This window comes from Rhizobium sp. ZX09, from assembly GCF_017357485.1.
Lineage (GTDB): Bacteria > Pseudomonadota > Alphaproteobacteria > Rhizobiales > Rhizobiaceae > Agrobacterium > Agrobacterium pusense.
The window spans coordinates 427,652-447,193 of record NZ_CP031363.1 but is presented as its reverse complement, the minus strand read 5'-3'; the positions used below and the strand labels follow the sequence as shown (position 1 = coordinate 447,193).

At 60.6% G+C, this 19,542-nt stretch carries 17 protein-coding genes; 8 read left to right on the top strand and 9 right to left on the bottom strand.

Annotated features, from left to right (window positions below):
• Positions 1–37 precede the first annotated feature (37 nt).
• From BTN45_RS02135 to BTN45_RS02125, 3 genes are all read right to left on the bottom strand, one after another.
• Positions 38–3,505 carry a chromosome segregation SMC family protein gene (locus BTN45_RS02135; RefSeq protein ID WP_207588755.1) on the bottom strand — a complete coding sequence of 1,156 codons (3,468 nt, stop codon included), beginning with the start codon at positions 3,503–3,505 and terminating at the stop codon, positions 38–40.
• An 84-nt stretch (positions 3,506–3,589) separates the two neighbouring features.
• Entirely contained in the window at positions 3,590–4,270 is a 681-nt protein-coding gene (locus BTN45_RS02130; RefSeq protein ID WP_207588753.1) for a DsbA family protein, read from the bottom strand.
• Between the two features lie 128 nt (positions 4,271–4,398).
• Positions 4,399–4,926 (bottom strand): DUF721 domain-containing protein, encoded by a 528-nt coding sequence (locus BTN45_RS02125; protein WP_207588752.1) that lies wholly within the window; start codon positions 4,924–4,926, stop codon positions 4,399–4,401.
• A 97-nt stretch (positions 4,927–5,023) separates the two neighbouring features.
• Between BTN45_RS02125 and mutY the strand changes: the two genes are divergently transcribed.
• Both mutY and BTN45_RS02115 read left to right on the top strand, forming a co-directional pair.
• Positions 5,024–6,127, top strand: a complete 1,104-nt coding sequence (gene mutY, locus BTN45_RS02120) for an A/G-specific adenine glycosylase (protein ID WP_207588751.1) — start codon at positions 5,024–5,026, stop codon at positions 6,125–6,127.
• The gene (locus BTN45_RS02115) at positions 6,124–6,735 is read left to right on the top strand and encodes an HAD family phosphatase (protein ID WP_006699985.1); all 612 of its coding nucleotides are present in this window, start codon (positions 6,124–6,126) and stop codon (positions 6,733–6,735) included. The genes mutY and BTN45_RS02115 overlap by 4 nt, the downstream gene beginning before the upstream one ends.
• A gap of 31 nt (positions 6,736–6,766) precedes the next feature.
• Here BTN45_RS02115 and BTN45_RS02110 read toward each other — a convergent pair whose 3' ends face one another.
• The 3 genes from BTN45_RS02110 to BTN45_RS02100 form a co-directional block, all read right to left on the bottom strand.
• Entirely contained in the window at positions 6,767–7,057 is a 291-nt protein-coding gene (locus tag BTN45_RS02110) for a type II toxin-antitoxin system RelE/ParE family toxin (RefSeq protein ID WP_004440407.1), read from the bottom strand.
• 2 nt (positions 7,058–7,059) lie between these two features.
• The gene (locus tag BTN45_RS02105) at positions 7,060–7,311 is read right to left on the bottom strand and encodes a type II toxin-antitoxin system ParD family antitoxin (protein WP_045532568.1); all 252 of its coding nucleotides are present in this window, start codon (positions 7,309–7,311) and stop codon (positions 7,060–7,062) included.
• A gap of 373 nt (positions 7,312–7,684) precedes the next feature.
• Positions 7,685–8,830: a site-specific DNA-methyltransferase gene (locus BTN45_RS02100; RefSeq protein ID WP_207588750.1), complete on the bottom strand. Its 1,146-nt coding sequence runs from the start codon at positions 8,828–8,830 to the stop codon at positions 7,685–7,687.
• A 236-nt stretch (positions 8,831–9,066) separates the two neighbouring features.
• On the opposite strand from BTN45_RS02100, the gene BTN45_RS02095 reads away from it, so the two are divergent.
• Entirely contained in the window at positions 9,067–10,167 is a 1,101-nt protein-coding gene (locus tag BTN45_RS02095; protein ID WP_207588749.1) for a hypothetical protein, read from the top strand.
• Here BTN45_RS02095 and BTN45_RS02090 read toward each other — a convergent pair.
• Positions 10,127–10,588 (bottom strand): DUF1284 domain-containing protein, encoded by a 462-nt coding sequence (locus BTN45_RS02090; RefSeq protein WP_207589607.1) that lies wholly within the window; start codon positions 10,586–10,588, stop codon positions 10,127–10,129. The two genes, BTN45_RS02095 and BTN45_RS02090, sit on opposite strands and share 41 nt — an antisense overlap.
• A gap of 40 nt (positions 10,589–10,628) precedes the next feature.
• Positions 10,629–11,309, bottom strand: a complete 681-nt coding sequence (locus tag BTN45_RS02085) for a GntR family transcriptional regulator (protein ID WP_004440402.1) — start codon at positions 11,307–11,309, stop codon at positions 10,629–10,631.
• Between the two features lie 217 nt (positions 11,310–11,526).
• Between BTN45_RS02085 and BTN45_RS02080 the strand changes: the two genes are divergently transcribed.
• On the top strand, positions 11,527–12,216 hold the full coding sequence (locus BTN45_RS02080; protein WP_004440401.1) for an HAD family hydrolase: 690 nt from the start codon (positions 11,527–11,529) through the stop codon (positions 12,214–12,216).
• Positions 12,217–12,409: 193 nt separating this feature from the next.
• Here the strand turns inward: BTN45_RS02080 and BTN45_RS02075 are convergent, their stop codons facing one another.
• Positions 12,410–12,949: a hypothetical protein gene (locus BTN45_RS02075; protein WP_044458783.1), complete on the bottom strand. Its 540-nt coding sequence runs from the start codon at positions 12,947–12,949 to the stop codon at positions 12,410–12,412.
• Between the two features lie 264 nt (positions 12,950–13,213).
• Between BTN45_RS02075 and thrC the strand changes: the two genes are divergently transcribed.
• The 4 genes from thrC to BTN45_RS02055 all read left to right on the top strand — a co-directional run bounded on the left by thrC (position 13,214) and on the right by BTN45_RS02055 (position 19,536).
• Entirely contained in the window at positions 13,214–14,611 is a 1,398-nt protein-coding gene (gene thrC, locus BTN45_RS02070; RefSeq protein ID WP_072494052.1) for a threonine synthase, read from the top strand.
• Positions 14,612–14,632: 21 nt separating this feature from the next.
• A complete protein-coding gene (locus BTN45_RS02065; protein ID WP_004440396.1) occupies positions 14,633–15,931 on the top strand; it encodes a pitrilysin family protein in 1,299 nt (432 codons plus the stop codon).
• A 93-nt stretch (positions 15,932–16,024) separates the two neighbouring features.
• Complete coding sequence (locus BTN45_RS02060; RefSeq protein WP_004440394.1) at positions 16,025–16,624, top strand: GNAT family protein; 600 nt, start codon at positions 16,025–16,027, stop codon at positions 16,622–16,624.
• Positions 16,621–19,536: a sensor domain-containing phosphodiesterase gene (locus tag BTN45_RS02055; RefSeq protein ID WP_004440393.1), complete on the top strand. Its 2,916-nt coding sequence runs from the start codon at positions 16,621–16,623 to the stop codon at positions 19,534–19,536. Before BTN45_RS02060 ends, BTN45_RS02055 begins: the two co-directional genes overlap by 4 nt.
• The last annotated feature ends 6 nt before the right edge of the window (positions 19,537–19,542 follow it).

Genomic DNA, 19,542 nt, shown 5'->3' with positions numbered 1-19,542 from the left:
TGAGCAAAACCAGAAATTGAATCCCGGAAATGTCGCCTCAGACGGCTTCGCGCAACTGTTCGGCGGTCTGCAAATCAACAGACACCAGTTGCGACACGCCCTGCTCCGCCATGGTGACTCCAAAGAGGCGGTTCATGCGCGCCATGGTGATGGGATTGTGAGTGATGATGACGAAGCGGGTTTCGGTGGAGGCCACCATTTCATCCATAAGGTTGCAGTAGCGCTCGACATTGTGGTCGTCGAGCGGCGCGTCCACCTCGTCCAGCACGCAGATCGGCGCGGGATTGGTGAGAAAGACGGCGAATATCAGCGCCATGGCCGTCAGCGCCTGCTCGCCGCCGGAAAGCAATGTCATGGTCTGCGGCTTCTTGCCCGGTGGGCGGGCGAGGATTTCGAGACCGGCTTCCAGCGGGTCGTCGGATTCGATCAGTTGCAATTCCGCCGTGCCGCCGCCGAAGAGATGGGTGAACAGCCGCTGGAACTGCGAATTGACCACATCGAAGGCGGCAATCAGCCGTTCGCGGCCCTCGCGGTTGAGGTTCTGGATACCGGCACGCAGCTTGCGCACGGCGTCGATGATATCGTCCCGCTCCTTGATGAGCGCCTCAAGCTTGGCGGAAAGCTCGGCCTGCTCCTCCTCGGCGCGCAGATTGACGGCGCCAAGCCTTTCGCGCTCGATCTTCAGCCGGTCCAGATCGCGCTCGACATCACGGATATCGGGTTTCGGCTGGTCCGGGCCAAGGCCGGTCAGGCGAAACGCCATATGCGGCTCGGTATTTAGCGTCTCACGGATGCGATGTTCCGCCTCCTGCCGTTTCTCGCGGGCGGAAACCAGCCGCTCTTCGGCACGGCCGCGCTTTTCGCGGGCTTCGGCCAGTTCGGAAAGCGCCGTTGCCGCCAGCCGGTCGGCGGCGCGTTGCAGGTTTTCCGCCTCGGCCAGCCGGTCGGCGGCCGCGCGGCGGGCGTCTTCGGTCTTCTGCAACTCGTTGAGGAGGTTGCGGCGTTTTTCGTCGAATTCCTCGGGCGCAATGTCCAGCTCGGCGATTTCCTCGCGCGCCTCTTCCTCACGTTCGCGCAGCGTGGCGATATGGTCGGCGGCACTTGCCGCCCGCGATTGCCAGGTGGAGCGCTCCTGCCCGATTGCCTGAATTCTGCGCTGGCGGCTTTCCGCCTCGCGGCTCACCCCTTCATGGCGGGCACGCGCTTCCGCCAGCAGGCCACGATCGGTCGCGACTTCCAGCTGGCTTTCACGCAGCTTCAGATCAAGCACGGAAAGATCAGGCGCATCTTCCATCTCGATACGGGCATTTTCTTCCTGAACGGCGATCTCGTCGATCTGCGCGCCGATCTGGTTCAGTGCTTCGGAGACGATATCCCGGCGGCGCAAAAGATCGCCCGAGGCCCGTTCGGCCGATGTCAGCGCCTCGCGTGCCTCGGCAAGCTGACGGGTCGCAAGCCGGCTCCGGTCTCGCACGTCCGAAAGCCGCAATTCGCTGCTTCTGATCTCCTCGGTTTTCGCGGCAAGCTGGTCTTCGGCCTCTTCCAGAATGGAGCGGGCTTCATCCAGTTCGGTTTCGATTTCGGCGAGGCGGTTCTTCTGCGACAGGCGAAGTGCCGCAGCGCCCGGCGCATCAGCGCTGGCGACATGGCCATCCCAGCGGAACAGCGCGCCTTCGCGCGTCACCAGCCGCTGGCCGGCCTTCAGCGACGGCAACAGCCGCCGGGCCTCCGTGACGTCTGCAACGACGCCGATCTGGGCGAGAGCACGCCTAAGCGCATCCGGCGCCTGAGCATAATCCAGAAGCGGTTTGGCACCCTGCGGTAAGGCAGGATCATCAGAACCGTCGCCATTACCGGCCCAATAGGCAGGTGCTTCGGCATCGAGCGGACTTTCGAGATCGTCGCCAAGCGCCGCGCCCAGTGCCGCCTCATAACCGCGCTCAACTGTCATTTCTTCCGCCACCGGCGTGAAGCTGCCATTCGCGGCGGCGCTTGAAGCGAGGATTTTGGTGATGGTACGCGCTTCCGTATCCAACGCGTTCAGGCGGTTTCGCGCCGTTTCCAGTGGCCCGCGCGCCATGGCTTCGGCGGAACGCGCCTCAGCAACGGCAGCCTCGGCCTCTTCCACGACGATCAGCGCATCTTCGACGGCAATCTCGGCTGCCTCAACCGCTTCGCGCCGTTCCGCGGGGTCCGGAAGGCCGGAGAGTTTTTCGTCGATGGCCTCGATCTCGGCCGTTGCTTCCTGCGATTGCCGTTCGAGCCTCAGCTTGCGGTCGGAAAGATCGCGGATCGCCCGCTCCAATTGCTGCCGGGCGGCGGCGGCTTGCGCGCGCTCGGCGGTGATGGCGGTGAAGATGGCTTCGCTTTCCGCCAGCTTGACGGACGCAGCTTCGAAGGCTTCGCGCATTTCGTCGGCATGGCGGCCGGAATCGGACAGGATTTCGAGGAGCTCGGCTTCTTCCTCATCGAGCCGCGCGAGTATCTGGGCATTGTCGGAGACCAGCCGCTCCTCGCGGATAATATCCTCGCCAAGCTGCGACAGACGGCGCGCCAGCTCGTCACGACGGCGGAGCAGGCGGTTTGCTTCGTCGTCAAGCTGGGTACGGGCGATTTGCAGGCGTTGCAGGGCAGCGCCGACTTTCGCTTCATCCTCGCGCAGCTCCGGCAGCTTCAGGCTGGCAATGCCCTGCTGCTTTGCCGCTTCCATCTGGGCTTGAGCTTTTTCGGCGACGATGTTCGTTGCCTGATTGAGCGCGCTTTCCGCCTCGCCTTCGGCTTCCTTCGCTTCCACCCAGCGAATGTGCAACAGCGTCGCCTCGCGGGCGCGGATATCGGCGGAGAGCATCTTGAAACGATTGGCCTGGCGCGCCTGGCGTTTCAGGCTTTCGATCTGGCTCTCCAGCTGGGCGGTCACATCCTCCAGCCGCTCCAGATTGGTCTCGGCGGCGCGCAGGCGAAGCTCGGCCTCATGGCGGCGCGAATGCAGGCCGGAAATGCCGGCCGCCTCCTCCAGCAGCTGACGGCGGGCCTGCGGCTTGGCGTTGATGAGTTCGCCGATGCGCCCCTGCCCCACCATGGAGGGAGAGCGTGCGCCTGTGGAGGCATCGGCGAAAAGAAGCTGCACATCCTTGGCGCGGGCTTCCTTGCCGTTGATGCGGTAGACGGAGCCGTTTTCACGCTCGATGCGGCGCGTCACCTGAATTTCATCGGCATCGTTGAAGGCGGCAGGCGCGGTGCGGTCGGAATTGTCGAGATAAAGGCCGACTTCGGCGGTGTTTCTGGCCGGGCGATTGCCGGAACCGGAGAAGATGACGTCGTCCATGCCGGAGGCGCGCATGTTCTTGTAGGAATTCTCGCCCATCACCCAGCGCAGCGCTTCGACCAGATTGGACTTGCCGCAGCCATTCGGCCCGACCACACCGGTCAACCCCGGCTCGATGATGAATTCAGAGGGCTCGACGAAGGACTTGAAACCGACGAGGCGGAGCTTGTTAAACTTCATGCCGCCCCGCTCCGGACAGAAAAACGGCAATAAAAAACGGGCGTGCGGAAATATCCGCCGCCCGTTTTCTGAAGGCTTCGGTGATCAGAGCAGCTTGTCGATGACAGCCGACATGGTTTCAACCGACATGTCTCCTGCATATTTCTTGCCGTTGATGATGAAAGTCGGCGTGGAGTTGACGCCGAATTCCGTCGCACCGCGTTGCATGGTTGCGTTCACATCATCCAGAAGTTTCTGGTTCGTCAAGCAGGCCTCGAAAGACTCCTGTGAGAAACCGGCCATTTTCGACATTTGCAGCAGGGCGGCGCGCGCATCCTGCGCAACGGCCCAGCTCTGCTGCTGCTTGAACAGCATGGAAACGAAGGGGAAATACTGACCTTCCGGTGCGCAGCGCGCCAGCATGAAGGCGGCAGCGGCGCGCGGATCGAACGGGAATTCGCGGAGCACGAAATAGACCTTGCCGGTATCGATATACTTCTTCTTGATTTCTTCGAAGGTCTTGTTGTGGAAGTTGGCGCAGTGCGGGCAGGTCATCGACATATATTCGACGATCTTGACGGGTGCGTTGGCATCACCGAGCGCGGCTTCCGGCAGCGGGCCGGGCTTCATTACCGCAGCCATATCCACATCACCGGTGGAATCAGGCAGTTCCTGAGCCTCGGCGATGCCGGGTGTGAAGGCGAACGGCAGGGCCGTGGCGATGGCGGCAAGAGCAACGCCGCCGAGGAGGCTGCGACGGGAAATGGTCAGTTCGGGAAAATGCATGAAAGCACCTGTTGGTAATAGACTCTATTGTCCGTTGATTCCGATATAGCGACGGCCTGTTCATCACAAGCGGGGTTCTGAACTCTTCTTGTCAAAGAATTGTGACCAGTCAAGGACGTCACCTTTCATCAAATCGTCTTGCGCCCCGGCTTCTTCTGCAACACCGCCGTGCCCAGCCTCTCCACCGCCTTGCGCAGCGCCTCGCTCTCAATGCCTTCCATCATGTCGTCGAGACGTTTTGCCGCATCGCCGCGCAGGGGCTGCGGTTTGCGCCGGCGGGTGATGGTTTGCGAGACGGGCTTCTGTACGATCCTGATCTGGCGCACGGCCGGGAAGCCGAAAAAGCCGTTGATGCGAGCAATGAGTTCGCCCTGCGCGTGGGTGAGAAATAGCGCGCGCGCGCCTTCGCAGGCGATCGTCAGCACGCCGGGCTGATATCCGCCACGGTCCGGGCCTTCGTCGCGGCGCGGCCAGGTAATTTTTTCCGGGCGGGTGCAATCGGCAAAGTCGTCACCGGCGATTTCGTCCCATGAGCCGAGCAGCGCCGTGTTGATGCCGGCACGTTTCGACAGGACCGGGTCCATGATGCCATTGGCGACTTCGGCGATCTGCACGACGCCTTTCTTCTTGCCGGCACCACTCTGGGGATAACGCATGTTTCACTCGCGATTTTGGTGAGGGCGATCCACATTTTCTTGATCGCCCGCTACGGATGTCCCAACTATAGGCCAAATCGAACAGAAACGGCAAACCATGCTTCAAAAAACCGCCTCGTCGTCTTATGCGCAGATGCTGCTCGCATGGTACGACCGGCATCATCGCGAATTGCCATGGCGCACTTCCCCGGCCATGGCGGCGAAGGGAAAACGCGCCGATCCCTATCATGTCTGGCTCTCCGAAGTGATGCTGCAGCAGACGACGGTGCAGGCCGTAAAACCTTATTTCCTGAAGTTCCTCGCCGCGTGGCCGAGCGTCACGGATCTCGCTGCGGCGCCGGTCGAGGACGTCATGGCGGCCTGGGCAGGCCTTGGTTATTACGCTCGAGCCCGCAATCTCAAGAAATGCGCGGAAGCCGTGGCGAATGAGCATGGCGGCGTCTTTCCGGACACGGAAGAGGGTTTGAAGCAACTGCCCGGCATCGGTGATTATACCTCGGCCGCCGTCGCGGCCATCGCTTTTAACCGGCAGGCGGCTGTCATGGACGGCAATGTCGAGCGGGTCATTTCACGTCTCTTCGCCATCGATGCGCCACTGCCCGGCTCAAAGCCGGCGATGAAAGCTAAGGTAGCAGAGCTGACCCCTGCCGACAGGCCCGGGGATTTCGCCCAGGCGATGATGGACCTTGGCGCAACGATCTGCACGCCGAAACGGCCGGCCTGCGCGCTCTGTCCGTTCAATGGCGTGTGTCTGGCGCTTGCGGAGGACGAGCCGGAGCGTTTTCCGGTGAAAGCCGCGAAGAAAGCAAAACCGGTGCGGCTCGGGGCTGCCTTTGTGGCCGTCAATGCAGAAGGTGAAATCCTGCTGCGGCGGCGAATCGACAGCGGCCTTCTCGGCGGCATGACCGAGGTGCCGACAACGGCTTGGACCGCCCGCATGGACGGAGGCACGGAGGCGAGCCATGCGCCCTTTGCCGCCGGCTGGCAGGCGGCGGGCGTCATTACGCATGTCTTCACCCATTTCGAACTGCGGCTCACCGTCTACCGCGCGCAGGTACCGGACGGTCTTAAACCCGGTCCGGATGACGGATGGTGGGAGCCGGTTACAAATCTTGACGCGCAGGCGCTGCCAACGGTGATGAAAAAAGTCATCGCGCAGGCTATTCCATCCGCATTCAATGAAAGCAGGAAATTTCGATGACCAAGATTGAGCATATCGTATTCGACATCGGCAAGGTGCTGATCCATTACGATCCGCATATTCCCTATAGCCGTCTCATTCCCGATGCCGATGAGCGCCAATGGTTCTTCGAGAATGTCTGCACCCATGACTGGAACCTCGAGCAGGATCGTGGCCGCCGCTGGGAGGATGCTGAAGCTTTGCTGGTGGAGAAGTTCCCGGAACGGGAAGAGCACATCCGCTCCTTCCGCAAGTTCTGGCACGAGATGGTCTCGCATTCCTATGACGACAGCGTCGCGATCATGGTCGGGCTGATCGACAGCGGCCACGACGTGACGATGCTCACCAACTTCGCCTCCGACACTTTTCGTGAAGCGCAAAAGATGTTCCCCTTCCTCACCCTGCCGCGTGGCGTCACCGTTTCCGGTGACATCAAGCTGATCAAACCGGATGTGGCGATTTATGAGCTTCATGCGCGCGACTTCGGGCTCAATCCCGCCGCAACTCTGTTCATCGATGATACGGCGATCAATGTCGAAGGCGCAAAGGCCGCCGGCTGGCAGGCGGTGCAGTTCACCGGCGCGGAGAAGCTGAAGCAGGATCTGCAGGCATTTGGGGTGGCGGTTTAGGTTCCGCCCTTAAGTCACCACCTGGCATGGATTAAGGCTCATTGCCCCAGTCCTCGTGCCCATGGCGGACGCGGACGATGAGGACGTCGTCGTCCGCCTCAACGCGATAGACCACCAGATGTGCTCTGAACGGATGAATGCGCACCGACGGCGACAACTCGTTACGCTCGCGTGCGATCCTCGGATTCCGTGATATCAAGTCGAATATTGCGAAAAGTTCGCGATGGTACTTTCGCGCTTGCTGAGGTCCAAATAGGTCGATGCCTTCTTGCGCTATGCGGATGACGTCTTCTTCCGCAGGCAGAGAAAGGCGAAATCCCATGATCAGCCAATTTTACGTTTCATGGAGCGGGCTTCGGCCTCAGCAAACAAGGCATCTTCAGAACGATGACCGGAGGGAGCCTGCAATCCTTCGTCCACCAGGCCCTGCATGGCAGCGATCTTTTCGCTCCGATCCTGATCCTTTCGGATGAGATCTCGCACATAGTCGCTGGCATTGGAGTAACGGCCCGTTTTAGACTGCGCTTCGACCCATTCCTTCATCTGGCCGGGCAGCGAAATATTCATGGTCACCATCTTCATCTCCTATGAAGACAGAGTGCAGATTTTGGCAAGGTTTGTCAAAAAGATCGGGAAAAGAAATTGGCGCAGGCGGAAATGGCGGTCTCCGGCCTGCGCCAGTCCTGCCGCAAGCGGCATTGGACGCAATGTTTTTGTGAGCCTTCCGAACCGGATTTTCACAACCACTGCTTTGATTAGGACAGTAGTTGTCGTCTCTTGCGCGAAACTTGTCTATCTAAAATTTTATATTCGAAAATACCAACGCCCGACACGATGTGCCGGGCGTTGGTCGTTCTCCATCCGGGACTGAAGGTACTAAACCGGATGAAGACGTATGCTGACAAAGGGCGGGCGGTGGATCGTCCGTCTTCAGCCTTTGGGCTTTCGACTATTCGGCCTTTGCCATTTCACTGCGGATGATCGCTCGGAGATCATCGATCGGCTTCAGGTCGTCTCCGTCTTCGAAGTGCCAGAACGTCCATCCGTTGCATGCGTCGAGACCCTGCACCTTCGCGCCGAGGCGGTGGATGGAGCCGGCGGTTCCGGCGGATGCGAGCGTACCATCCGCACGAATAATGGCGCTATAACGGCGCTTTGCATCCGTCAGCACCTGGCCGGGACGGACAAGGCCGCTTTCCAGCAGGGTGTTGAAGGCGACGCGCGGCTCGGCCTTCTTGCCGGTCATGACCGTCAGTTCCGCCTTGCCGAGCGGTTCGACGGCGGCGATGCGGGCGGCGGCGGCATCGATATAATCCTGCTCGCGCTCGATGCCGACGAAGTGGCGGCCGAGGCGTTTTGCGACCGCACCCGTGGTGCCGGAGCCGAAGAACGGGTCGAGCACGACATCACCCGGTTTGGTGGAAGCCATGATGATGCGGGCAAGCAGCGCTTCCGGCTTCTGGGTGGGATGCACCTTCTTGCCGTCCTCACCCTTCAGCCGCTCATGGCCGCTGCAGATAGGGAACAGCCAGTCGGAGCGCATCTGCACGTCGTCATTGGAGGCCTTCAACGCATCGTAGTTGAAGGTGTAGTTCTTGGCTTTCGGATCGCGGCTCGCCCAGATCATGGTTTCATGGGCGTTCTGGAACCGGCGGCCCTTGAAATTGGGCATGGGGTTGGTCTTGCGCCAGACGATATCGTTGAGGATCCAGAAATCGAGGTTCTGGAGCGTGGCGCCGACGCGGAAGATATTGTGATAGGAACCGATGACCCAGATGGTGCCGTTCGGCTTCAGCACGCGGCGGCAGGCGAGCAGCCAGGCGCGGGTGAAGGCATCATAGGCCTCGAAGGAGGCGAACTGGTCCCATTCGTCGTCGACGGCGTCAACCAGCGACTGATCGGGCCGGTGCAGCGTGCCGCCGAGCTGGAGGTTATACGGCGGATCGGCGAAAATCGCGTCCACCGACTGGCTCGGGAGGGCATCCAAGGCAGCGACGCAATCACCCTTTATGATGCTGTCTTTCCAGGCGTCACTCTCACCTGCACGATCAAAACCGGCATGCCGAAAATCGGCCAGCGGAAAAACTGCTGCCATTGGTACTCGCTCCATACGCTTACTCTCTACTGAGGCTTATGGTTACCGAAGATGGTTATCAAAGCCTGAACAAGTCACGGAAAATGCGAAATAAATGGCTCTCGCGGCGCACTGGCGCAATTTGCGGAGACCGGCGGGGAACCCGAAGTCCGGCGAAAACGTTGTGCACAATGGGTTCTCCTGTGCCCGCATATTCGCGCGGCAGGAAGAGCCATTATGGCAGGGGGTAGTCCGCAATGGGGTCCGTGATGAAAATGGCGTCTTTTTCCATGAATGTCGTTTGGGCCGCACTTTTCGCGGTCGCGCTGGCAACGCCCTCGCAGGCCCAGCAACCGAACCCGCAATATAACGTCATCACCGATGCGGTTTTGTTTGATGGCGGCCCCTCCCTCGGCAACAGTGACAGGGTGCGCTGGGATTTCTACAAGGCCGACCGCACCGGCGTGCGCACCGACGAGAATGCCGGCGGTTCCTATGACGCCACCTTCGAGGCGAAGCTGCCAGCGGGCAGATATGTGGGCGTGGCGGCGCTGGGCAATGTGACCCGCGAAGTAGCGTTCGAGGTGAAGGACGGAAGCGTTGCAAGGCCGAAGGTAAATTTCGATGCGGCCGAACTGACTGTCGTGCCAAAACGCAGCCCCGGCGGCGATGTGGAGACACAGGCGAAAACTGAAATCACCAAGGATGATTTCAAAGACAGCGTCTATGGCCAGAATACCGTCTTCGTGCCGGCGGGCGAAGTGCTTCTCACCGGCAGCGTCGGCCCGGCGCGGGCGCAGGAGAAGCTCACCATCAAGGCCGGCGACAAGATCAGCCACGAACTTGTCATTCCGAGCGGCGTGGTGATCGCCAAGGCCGTGTATGCGGAAGACGGCAGGGCGGTGGAAACGGATGATATCCGCTTCGAAGCGATGTCGGCCAAGGAAACCCTTGACGGCACGCGGGAGACCATCAACGGCATTTACGGCACCGGCAAGATGATGGAAATGCCGGCCGGTAATTTCGTCATGCGCGCACGCCTCGGCAAGGTGACAGTGGAGCAGCCGTTCACCGTGACCGCCGGAAAACGCACGGAAATAACCATCAATCTCGATGCGGGCGTTCTCGCAATTACCGCCCCCGGCGCGGAACGGATCGACATTGTCGAAACGACCAGGGACCTTCAGGGCACGCAGAAGGAGATTTCCGGCCGCTATGGCACGCAGCATCAGGAAACGCTTCATCCCGGCGATTATTCGGTGAAGGTAAGTTACGACAAGAAGTCGGGCCGCGATCCGAAGGAGATCAAGGCGACGGTCAAGGCTGCCGAGAGAACCGAGACGCGTGTGCCGGAGTAGGCCTCGGCCGCAGCCCCGCTTGAGGCTCCGGCTGTTCGCCGATTTTCACGCCAGCAAAGCCTGAAGCCGCAATGCGGTCGCACAGCCTGTTCCACTGGCAGCCTCGACAGGCCTGCCTGATATCTCCCGCTGCAAATGCGAGACGCATCTTGGCAAGGAAGTCCGGCGTCGCCTGCAACCGCTTGCCGGCAGCCAGCGTCTCGCCCAAAAGCACTGACACCGAAACGCGGGCCGTCTCATCCCGCTTCACAACCCCTTCGTTGAAACAGTGGGCATGGCGTTCACACAACAGGCCCTCGCAGATGTCGTCGGGGCCATCCACCAGCTCGATATCCTCTTCCCCGGCATTCAGGCGGTCGGCGACACGGTCATAATTTTCGACGAAGCCGGATGTATATCCCTTGCCCACATAGGTGAGCATGCAGAGAAGGTGGTGGGGCCGGAGGCGGACGGTCAAGGGCCTATCCGACAATGGCGAAGGCGTCGCGCACCGAGCCGGACGAGGTGCGGATCGCCTTGCGGCCGATCCATTGCACATGCCCGTCAAGGATGCGCACCGCCTCTTCGGCGCGGCCGCCGCGCAGCGCGTCGATGATCGCCCGGTGATCGGTATCGGTGCGGCGCTCCCAGCCGGCCCGCCAGGCGGAGAACAGGAAACGGGCGCTTGCCGCATGCAGGCCATCGATCGCTTCCATCAGGCGCGGCATGTTGCAGGGCGCGGTGATGAGGCGGTGGAAGCGGCGATTGGCCTCCTCCCAATGCTCGACATCAACGGCGCTGTCGCCTTCGAGCGTGGCTGCCTCCGCCTGATCGAGAATGGCTGACGTCATGTTGGGAATGGCGTGGCGCAAAGCCAGAACCTCAAGAGCGGCACGCATTTCCGCCACCTCGCGCACATCATCGAGACCGAAATCCGCGACCCTGACACCCCGGCGCGGAATGCTGGCGGCAAGCCCCTGCGCTTCCAGCCGGCGGAATGCCTCGCGCACCGGCACATGCGAGGCGCCGAATTCGGCGGCGATGTGATCCTGCCGCAGCCTTTCGCCCGGCGACAGCTCACCGCGAACGATGCGGTCTGCAAGCGTGCGGCTGATGCGGGCGGCAATGGTATCTTCAGGCGAATTTTTTGCTGTCTTGGGCATAAAACATCCCATAGCGCATATGGCGCGACCGTGTGTAGAGGTTTTTGCAGCAAGCCAGAGCAGACTGTTATGACACGCGGCTCCCTTGCCCGCGGCCTTCAAGCTATGAGCCTGACGGGACTGTCCTTTGCTTGGCGAGCCGGTTGAGCTTGGCGCGGACATGGTCTAAAAGCCCGGCATCATTTTCTTCCAGCCAAATCCGATACAGGGAGCGCCCATGAGCGGCTTCGACCTCATTATTTTCGACTGCGACGGCGTCCTGGTCGATTCCGAAATCATCGCGGCACAGGTGGAATCCCGCCTTCTGACCGAAGCCGGTTATCCGATCTCGGTCGAGGAAATGGGGGAGCGTTTCGCCGGCATGACCTGGAAGAACATCCTCCTGCAGGTGGAAAGCGAAGCCAGCATTCCGCTCTCAGCCTCGCTGCTCGACAAATCGGAAAAACTGCTCGACATGCGGCTGGAACGCGACGTGAAGATCATCGAGGGCGTAAAATTCGCACTTTCGCGCCTGACGACGCCCCGCTGCATCTGCTCGAACTCTTCGAGCCACCGCCTCGACATGATGCTCACGAAAGTAGGCCTGAAGCCGTATTTCGCGCCGCATATCTATTCCGCCAAGGACCTAGGTGCGGACCGCGTGAAGCCGAAGCCCGACATCTTCCTGCACGGCGCAGCGCAATTTGGCGTTTCCCCCGATCGCGTGGTCGTGGTCGAAGATTCCGTGCACGGCATCCATGGCGCAAAGGCCGCTGGCATGCGCGTCATCGGCTTTACCGGCGCGTCCCACACCTATCCCAGCCACGCCGACCGGCTGACAGATGCGGGCGCCGAAACGGTGATCTCCCGCATGCAGGACCTGCCGGCCGTGATTGCGGCAATGGCGGAGTGGGAAGGCGCGTTTTAAGTTGTGGCTTTGTCACAAACGCCACTTCGTCATGCTCGGCCTGTCCCGAGCATCTGCAACGCTTTGATTTTACGATACGTGTTTGGATCCTCGGGACAAGCCCGAGGATGACGTCGCGTGTGAGGAATGGTTTTTCCGCGATCTGACCGAAGCCTGGCGAGCAGCCTCCGGCTTTTACATTTTGCCCGTCAAATCACCGGCGCTTCGTCTTGGCCTTCGCGCCCTGCTCTGCAAAGCCGATATAAACGCTGACAGACCTCGGAGCGCCGCCCGGTCCGTTGGGAATGGCGACGTGGTCGTTGTTGAAGATGAACTGCGTGCCGGCCCCGCCTGCGGGAACATCGATGGCGAAATTGGTCGTTTCACCGAAAATCTCGCCGTCGCCATCCTTCACCGTCACCCGGATCGGCACGGTGACGCGGCCGGGTTTGGCCATCGGGCCGGGAACGAGGCGGCCCTGGGCCAGCACGTTGACGGTGAGCGTCGATTCATTGGCTGTGCAGGAGCGCGTCGTATCGGACAGCGAGACCTGATAGGCGAGTTTCTGCGGATCGTCCTTGGCGCCGCCGGCATAGACGCGATGAACGGCATTGGCGTCGAGAACCGTCACGGCCGGGCAATTGGCCTGAACCACGGCAGCCGTTGGCGCGGCCTGCGCCGCCGGCGGGTTGACGGCAAGCGAGTCCGACGGGTTGGAGGAATTGCATCCTGCAACAACGACGAGAAGCGACATCGCGGCGGACAAACGCAAGAAATTCCCTGACACTCTTCTAATTCCCTCTCCATTGTCCCGGAACAGAACCGGAGACGCTGTTTATTGACCTTTCACCCAGGTTGGCGATGGTCTATAGCAGCGACGCCGGAAAAAATCGATTGGCATGTTCGGTTTTGCTTGAATTTTCAAAAAAGCGCTTCATGACCTCGCCAATCGCCTCATTTCGGTGAGACGCTGCGGAAAAGACGCCGATCACATCGGCAACGGATAAGGGACTATCTCGTGGAATATGTATCGACCAGGGGTGCGGCCCCTTCGCTTGGTTTTTGCGACGCGCTTCTGGCAGGCCTTGGCCGCGACGGCGGGCTTTACGTGCCGCGCAAATGGCCGTCCATGTCGAAAAAGGAAATCCGCAACCTGCGCGGCAAGTCCTACCAGGATGTCGCCTTCGAGGTTCTCTACCGTTTCACCGGCGGCGAAATTCCGGCCGACAAGTTCAAGGCGATGATCGACGACGCCTATGCGACCTTCCGCCACCCGGCCGTCGTTCCGCTGACACAGACCGGTCCGAACACCTTCGTGCTCGAGCTGTTCCACGGCACCACGCTCGCCTTCAAGGATGTGGCGATGCAGCTCCTCGCCCGTCTGATGGATTACACGCTGACGGAACGCGGCGAGCGCGCCACCATTGTCGGCGCCACATCCGGCGATACGGGCGGGGCGGCGATCGACGCCTTTGCCGGACGCGAGCGTACCGATATCTTCATCCTTTTCCCGAACGGCAAGGTCTCTCCGGTGCAGCAACGCCAGATGACGACCTCCACCGCTTCCAACGTGCATGCGCTGGCGATCAACGGCAATTTCGACGATTGCCAGACGCTGGTGAAGGAGATGTTCAACGACGTGAAGTTCCGCGACGGCGTGAAGCTTTCCGGCGTCAACTCCATCAACTGGGCGCGCATCATGGCGCAGGTAGTCTATTATTTCACCGCGTCGCTTTCGCTCGGCGGCCCGGACCGCAAGGTGTCCTTCACCGTTCCGACAGGCAATTTCGGCGATATTTTCGCCGGTTACGTCGCCAAGAAGATGGGCCTGCCGATCGACAAGCTGGTCATCGCGACCAATGACAACGACATTCTGGCGCGCACGCTGAAGACCGGCCGTTACGAGATGCGCGGCGTCAAGCCCACCACCTCGCCCTCGATGGACATCCAGATTTCGTCCAACTTCGAGCGACTGCTGTTCGAAGCCTACGACCGCGATTCCGCTGCCGTTAAGTCATCGATGGATGGCCTCAAGCAATCGGGCGCGTTTGAAATTCCGGAAAAGGCGCTGAAGTTCATCAAGAAGGATTTCCGCGCCGGACGCGCCACCGAAAAGCAGGTGGCGGCGACCATTCGCGACACGCTTGAAAAGACCGGCTACCTGATCGACCCGCACACGGCAACAGGTGTTTTCGTGGCGGAAAAGCACGAAAAGCCCGCAACCCCGATGGTGGTTCTGTCGACCGCCCATCCGGCAAAATTCCCGGCGGCTGTAAAATCCGCTTGCGCAATCGACCCGGCGCTTCCAGTATGGCTCGCTGACATCATGAACCGGGAGGAGCGTTTCGACATTCTGGATGCGGAGCTCAAAGCCGTGGAAAGCTTCATCGGCAAACATGCACGCGCCGGCAAATAGAGACGCGGAAAGACGTTGAGTATGAGAGTAAATTTGACCCGGCTTTCGTCCGGGTTGACCGTTGTCACGGAAAGAATGCCACATCTAGAAAGCGTCGCTCTTGGGGTGTGGATCAAATCCGGCTCCCGCAACGAGACGACTGCCGAACATGGCATCGCCCATCTTCTCGAACATATGGCGTTCAAGGGCACGGCGCGCCGAACCGCCCGTCAAATCGCCGAAGAGATCGAAAATGTCGGCGGCGAAGTCAACGCCGCGACGTCGACGGAAACAACCTCCTACTACGCCCGCGTCCTCAAGGATCACGTTCCGCTCGCGGTCGATATCCTTGCCGACATCCTGACGGAATCGCTCTTCGATGAAGACGAGTTGGAGCGCGAAAAGAACGTCATCCTGCAGGAGATCGGTGCCGCCACCGATACGCCCGACGACGTGATCTTCGACAATTTCTCCGGTGTCGCCTATCGCGACCAGACGATCGGCCGGCCGATCCTGGGCACGCCCGAGACCGTGCAATCCTTCACGACAGGCCAGATCAGGCATTATCTCGCCCGCAATTATACGACGGACCGCATTTTCGTCGTTGCGGCCGGCGCGGTCGATCACGAGAGCTTCGTCAAGCAGGTGGAAGAGCGTTTCGCCTCGCTGCCGCAGCTGCCCGTGGCGACACCTGTGCTCGAAAAGGCTGTGTATACCGGCGGAGAAATCCGCGAGACCCGCGACCTGATGGATGCGCAGGTGCTTCTCGGCTTCGAGGGCAAGGCCTATCATGCCCGCGATTTCTATTGTTCGCAGATTCTCGCCAATATTCTCGGCGGCGGCATGTCTTCCCGCCTGTTCCAGGAAGTGCGTGAATATCGCGGCCTGTGTTATTCCGTCTATGCGTTCCACTGGGGTTTTTCCGATACCGGCATCTTCGGCGTGCATGCGGCCACCGGCGGCAACGACCTGCCTGAACTGGTTCCCGTCATTCTGGAAGAGCTGCGCAAGTCCTCGCAGACCATCCACCAGGAGGAAATCGACCGGGCCCGTGCACAGATCCGCGCGCAACTGCTGATGGGCCAGGAAAGCCCGGCTGCCCGCGCCGGCCAGATCGCCCGCCAGATGATGCTTTACGGCCGACCCATTCCGAATGAAGAGATGATGGAGCGGCTGGGCGACATCACCCGCACGCGCCTGACCGATCTTGCAGGACGGCTGTTTTTCGATACAGTTCCGACATTGTCTGCAATTGGCCCGCTCGAACATCTGCCGCCTCTTTCCGACATCACGGCCGCGCTGTCCGCGCAGCAGCCCGCAAGGATAAAGGCGAACGGATAAACCGATATGAGAGCGGGATTTGAAGGTGAAAACCGCTCATCTTTTTCGCCATCCCGTTCGCGGATGGCGATATCTGCCGCACAGGGATCGTGAATGCTGCGTTTTCTTTCCCGACATAATGACACACCCGAATTGCGCAGCGCCAATCACCTTCTCAGACTGCCGCGCTACAGCGATTTCAAGCAGTGGCACGTGCTGCGATCCGAGAGCCGGCAGTTTCTACAGCCGTGGGAACCGACCTGGCGGCCGGACGAACTGACGGAGGGCGCCTTCCGCATGCGCGTGGTGCGTAACGGACAGGAATTTTCTTCCGGCACCGCCGTTTCCTTCCTGCTGTTTGAAAAAGAGACGCTTCTGGTCGGCGGCATCACCATCGGCTATATCCGCCGCGGGGCGGCGCAGAGCTGCATGATCGGATACTGGATCGGTGAACGGCATGCCGCCCAAGGCCATATGTCTGCCGCATTAAAATTGGTAATACCCTACATCTTCAACGGACTTCAGTTGCACCGTATCGAGGCAGCCTGTATTCCGGAAAACTTCAAAAGCATCCGGCTCCTCGAAAATGCCGGGTTCCAGCGGGAAGGTCTCTTGCGGGAATATCTGAAAATCAATGGCCAATGGCGGGATCATATGATGTTTTCCCTTCTTGCCGACAAGCAAAGCTCCGGCGGAACGAAGTACGATACATGACCTACAATCACACTGCGCCTTGCCTCACGAAACGTCTGGCGGCAATCGCGCTGGCTGCGCCGTTTTTTCTGCTTTTCCTGCTTTTTGCCTCCCATTCCTTCGCCTTCGAGCCGGTCAAGATCTCCCGTGACGACACGGCGCTCGATCTCACCGCCACCACGGATATCTATGCCAATCAGGGCGAAGCCTTTCAGGTTTCCACCGCGCCGGGTCCTGACGGCATCCGCCGGCGCATCGAGGTGCGCGCCAGTTCCGACGATCACCAGGGCGACTGGGCCGTGTTCGCGCTTGCCAATGTCTCCGAAGAGCAGCTGGAGCGCGTGATCGTCGCGCCGCATTTCCGTCTCGTCAATTCCAAGCTGTTCTGGCCGGATCTCGGCTCGCAACGCATCATGGCGATTACGCCCAGCGAAGGCTTTGCGCTCGACAGGCAGCCAAGCCCGGACGCCGACGTCTTCCGCATCACGCTCAATCCCGGCTCCGTCATCACCTTCGTCGCCGAGCTTTCCACGCCGCAGCTGCCGCAGCTTTATCTGTGGGAACCGGAAGCCTACAAGGACACGATCAACGCCTTCACGCTCTATCGCGGCATCGTGCTCGGCATTGCCGGCCTGCTTGCCGTGCTCCTGACCATTCTCTTCGTGGTCAAGGGAACCTCGGTCCTGCCCGCATCTGCCGCCCTCGCCTGGGCCGTGCTTGCCTATATATGCGTTGATTTCGGCTTCCTCGAAAAGCTCATCACCGTCACCTCAAGCGATCAGCGAATATGGAGGGCGGGCGCGGAAGTGGCGCTCGCCTCCAGCTTCGTCGTCTTTCTCTTCACCTATCTCAACCTGAACCGATGGCACGCACATCTGGGTTATGCGACCTTTGCCTGGGTGGTGGGGCTGGCGCTGCTGTTTGGCGTGGCGATCTACGATCCCTCGGTTGCATCCGGTATCGCGCGTGTTTCCTTCGCGCTGACGGCGACGGCGGGCATCGCGCTCATCATCTATCTCGGTTTCAACAAATACGACCGGGCGATCCTGCTCGTCCCATCCTGGGCCTTGATCCTCGTCTGGCTGTTCGGCAGCTGGTTGACGGTGACGGGACAGCTGGACAACGACATCGTGCAGCCTGCGCTTGGCGGCGGGCTGGTGCTGATCGTTTTGCTGATCGGTTTTACGGTCATACAGCACGCTTTTGCCGGCAGCGCCTATCAGCAGGGGCTGTTCTCCGATCTGGAACGCCAGTCGCTGGCGCTCACGGGCAGCGGCGATACGGTCTGGGACTGGGACGTGACGCGTGACCGCATCGTCACGACGCCTGATATTTCCAACCGCCTGGGGCTGGAGCCCGGAACCATGCATGGCGCCGCGCGCAACTGGCTGCCGCGCCTGCACCCTGATGACCGCGACCGGTTCAAGGCCACGCTCGACGTGCTGCTCGACCATCGCAAGGGCCGGCTGAACCACGAATTCCGTATTCGCGCCGAGGATGGCCATTTCCACTGGCTGCAAATCCGTGCGCGTCCCGTTCTTGGCTCCAACGGCGAAATCATCCGCTGCGTCGGCACCATCACCGATATTACAGAGCAGAGAAATTCGGTCGAGCGGCTGCTGCAGGACGCGATGAACGATAATCTGACCGGGCTTCCGAACCGGCAGGTCTTCCTTGACCGCCTGCAATCGATCCTCAACCTCTCGCCGGACAGCGAGGGCGTGCGGCCAACCGTGATGGCGATCGATATCGACCGTTACAAGCTGGTCAATGACACGCTCGGCATTGCTGCAGGCGACAATATTTTGATTGCCCTCACCCGGCGCCTGCGTCGCCTGCTCAAACCGCAGGACACGCTGGCTCGTCTCGGCGGCGACGAATTCGGCCTGATCCTGACCTCGGAGCGCGATCCGCAGCGTGTGGCGGATTTCGCCGATGCGGTGAACAAGGCGATCATGGTGCCGATCAATTTCGCCAATCGCGAAATCATTCTCACCGCTTCTATCGGCCTCGTCTCGTGGATCGACCAACAGGAAAGTGCGGCAGGTCTGCTCAGCGATGCGGAATTGGCCATGTATCGCGCCAAGCGCGCCGGCGGCAATCGTGTCGAGCCTTTCCGCCCCGCCTTCCGCACCTCGGGCACCGACCGGCTGCAGATGGAAAGTGACCTTCGCCGCGCTATCGAGCGCAAGGAGCTGTCACTTGCCTATCAGCCGATCGTCAAGCTCGATGATGGGGAACTTGCCGGTTTCGAGGCGCTGATGCGTTGGGAGCACCCGAAACGTGGCAATATCCCGCCAAGCGAGTTCATTCCGATTGCCGAAGCCTCCGGCCTGATCGAGCCGCTCGGCATGTTCGCGCTGGAACGGGCGGCGACCGACCTGATGGACTGGCAACATGCCATCGACAAGATGCCAATCTTCATCTCCGTCAATATTTCCAGTGCCCAACTGCTGAACAACGAACTTTATAACGACGTTCGCGGCATGCTCACCCGCACGCGCTGCAACCCGCAGCAGCTGAAGCTGGAACTGACGGAATCCGTCGTCATGGAAAATCCGGAACAGGCGCGGCTTGTGCTTTCCAAGCTCAAGGAAACCGGCCTTAGCCTCGCCATGGACGATTTCGGCACGGGCTATTCATCGCTTGCCTATCTCACCCGTTTCCCCTTCGATACGATCAAGCTCGACAAGGCGCTGGTGGCCAATACCAGCGACAAGCGTAACGTGCTTCTGCGCTCCGTCATTGCCATGGCGCGGGCGCTCGACATGCAGGTGGTGGCGGAAGGCATCGAAACGCCTGAGGATGCGGCCGAACTGGCCCGCATGAACTGCCATTTCGGCCAGAGCTTCCTGTTTGGCACGCCGGTTTCCGGCGACGCGGCGCTAAAGCTTCTTCGGGAGCGGTTCCAGCCGACGAAGCGGGCTTCGTAAGCGAAG

Excerpts from the sequence above, each read along its gene's own strand:
- BTN45_RS02080 (WP_004440401.1), top strand. The coding sequence starts at position 11,527 with ATGAGCGGCTTCGACCTCATTATTTTCGACTGCGACGGCGTCCTGGTC.
- BTN45_RS02135 (WP_207588755.1), bottom strand. The coding sequence starts at position 3,505 with ATGAAGTTTAACAAGCTCCGCCTCGTCGGTTTCAAGTCCTTCGTCGAG.
- BTN45_RS02100 (WP_207588750.1), bottom strand. The coding sequence starts at position 8,830 with ATGGCAGCAGTTTTTCCGCTGGCCGATTTTCGGCATGCCGGTTTTGAT.
- BTN45_RS02075 (WP_044458783.1), bottom strand. The coding sequence starts at position 12,949 with ATGTCGCTTCTCGTCGTTGTTGCAGGATGCAATTCCTCCAACCCGTCG.
- BTN45_RS02125 (WP_207588752.1), bottom strand. The coding sequence starts at position 4,926 with ATGCGTTATCCCCAGAGTGGTGCCGGCAAGAAGAAAGGCGTCGTGCAG.
- mutY (WP_207588751.1), top strand. The coding sequence starts at position 5,024 with ATGCTTCAAAAAACCGCCTCGTCGTCTTATGCGCAGATGCTGCTCGCA.
- BTN45_RS02115 (WP_006699985.1), top strand. The coding sequence starts at position 6,124 with ATGACCAAGATTGAGCATATCGTATTCGACATCGGCAAGGTGCTGATC.
- BTN45_RS02095 (WP_207588749.1), top strand. The coding sequence starts at position 9,067 with ATGGGGTCCGTGATGAAAATGGCGTCTTTTTCCATGAATGTCGTTTGG.
- BTN45_RS02060 (WP_004440394.1), top strand. The coding sequence starts at position 16,025 with ATGCTGCGTTTTCTTTCCCGACATAATGACACACCCGAATTGCGCAGC.
- BTN45_RS02130 (WP_207588753.1), bottom strand. The coding sequence starts at position 4,270 with ATGCATTTTCCCGAACTGACCATTTCCCGTCGCAGCCTCCTCGGCGGC.
- BTN45_RS02110 (WP_004440407.1), bottom strand. The coding sequence starts at position 7,057 with ATGGGATTTCGCCTTTCTCTGCCTGCGGAAGAAGACGTCATCCGCATA.
- BTN45_RS02065 (WP_004440396.1), top strand. The coding sequence starts at position 14,633 with ATGAGAGTAAATTTGACCCGGCTTTCGTCCGGGTTGACCGTTGTCACG.
- BTN45_RS02055 (WP_004440393.1), top strand. The coding sequence starts at position 16,621 with ATGACCTACAATCACACTGCGCCTTGCCTCACGAAACGTCTGGCGGCA.
- BTN45_RS02090 (WP_207589607.1), bottom strand. The coding sequence starts at position 10,588 with ATGCTCACCTATGTGGGCAAGGGATATACATCCGGCTTCGTCGAAAAT.
- BTN45_RS02105 (WP_045532568.1), bottom strand. The coding sequence starts at position 7,311 with ATGGTGACCATGAATATTTCGCTGCCCGGCCAGATGAAGGAATGGGTC.
- BTN45_RS02085 (WP_004440402.1), bottom strand. The coding sequence starts at position 11,309 with ATGCCCAAGACAGCAAAAAATTCGCCTGAAGATACCATTGCCGCCCGC.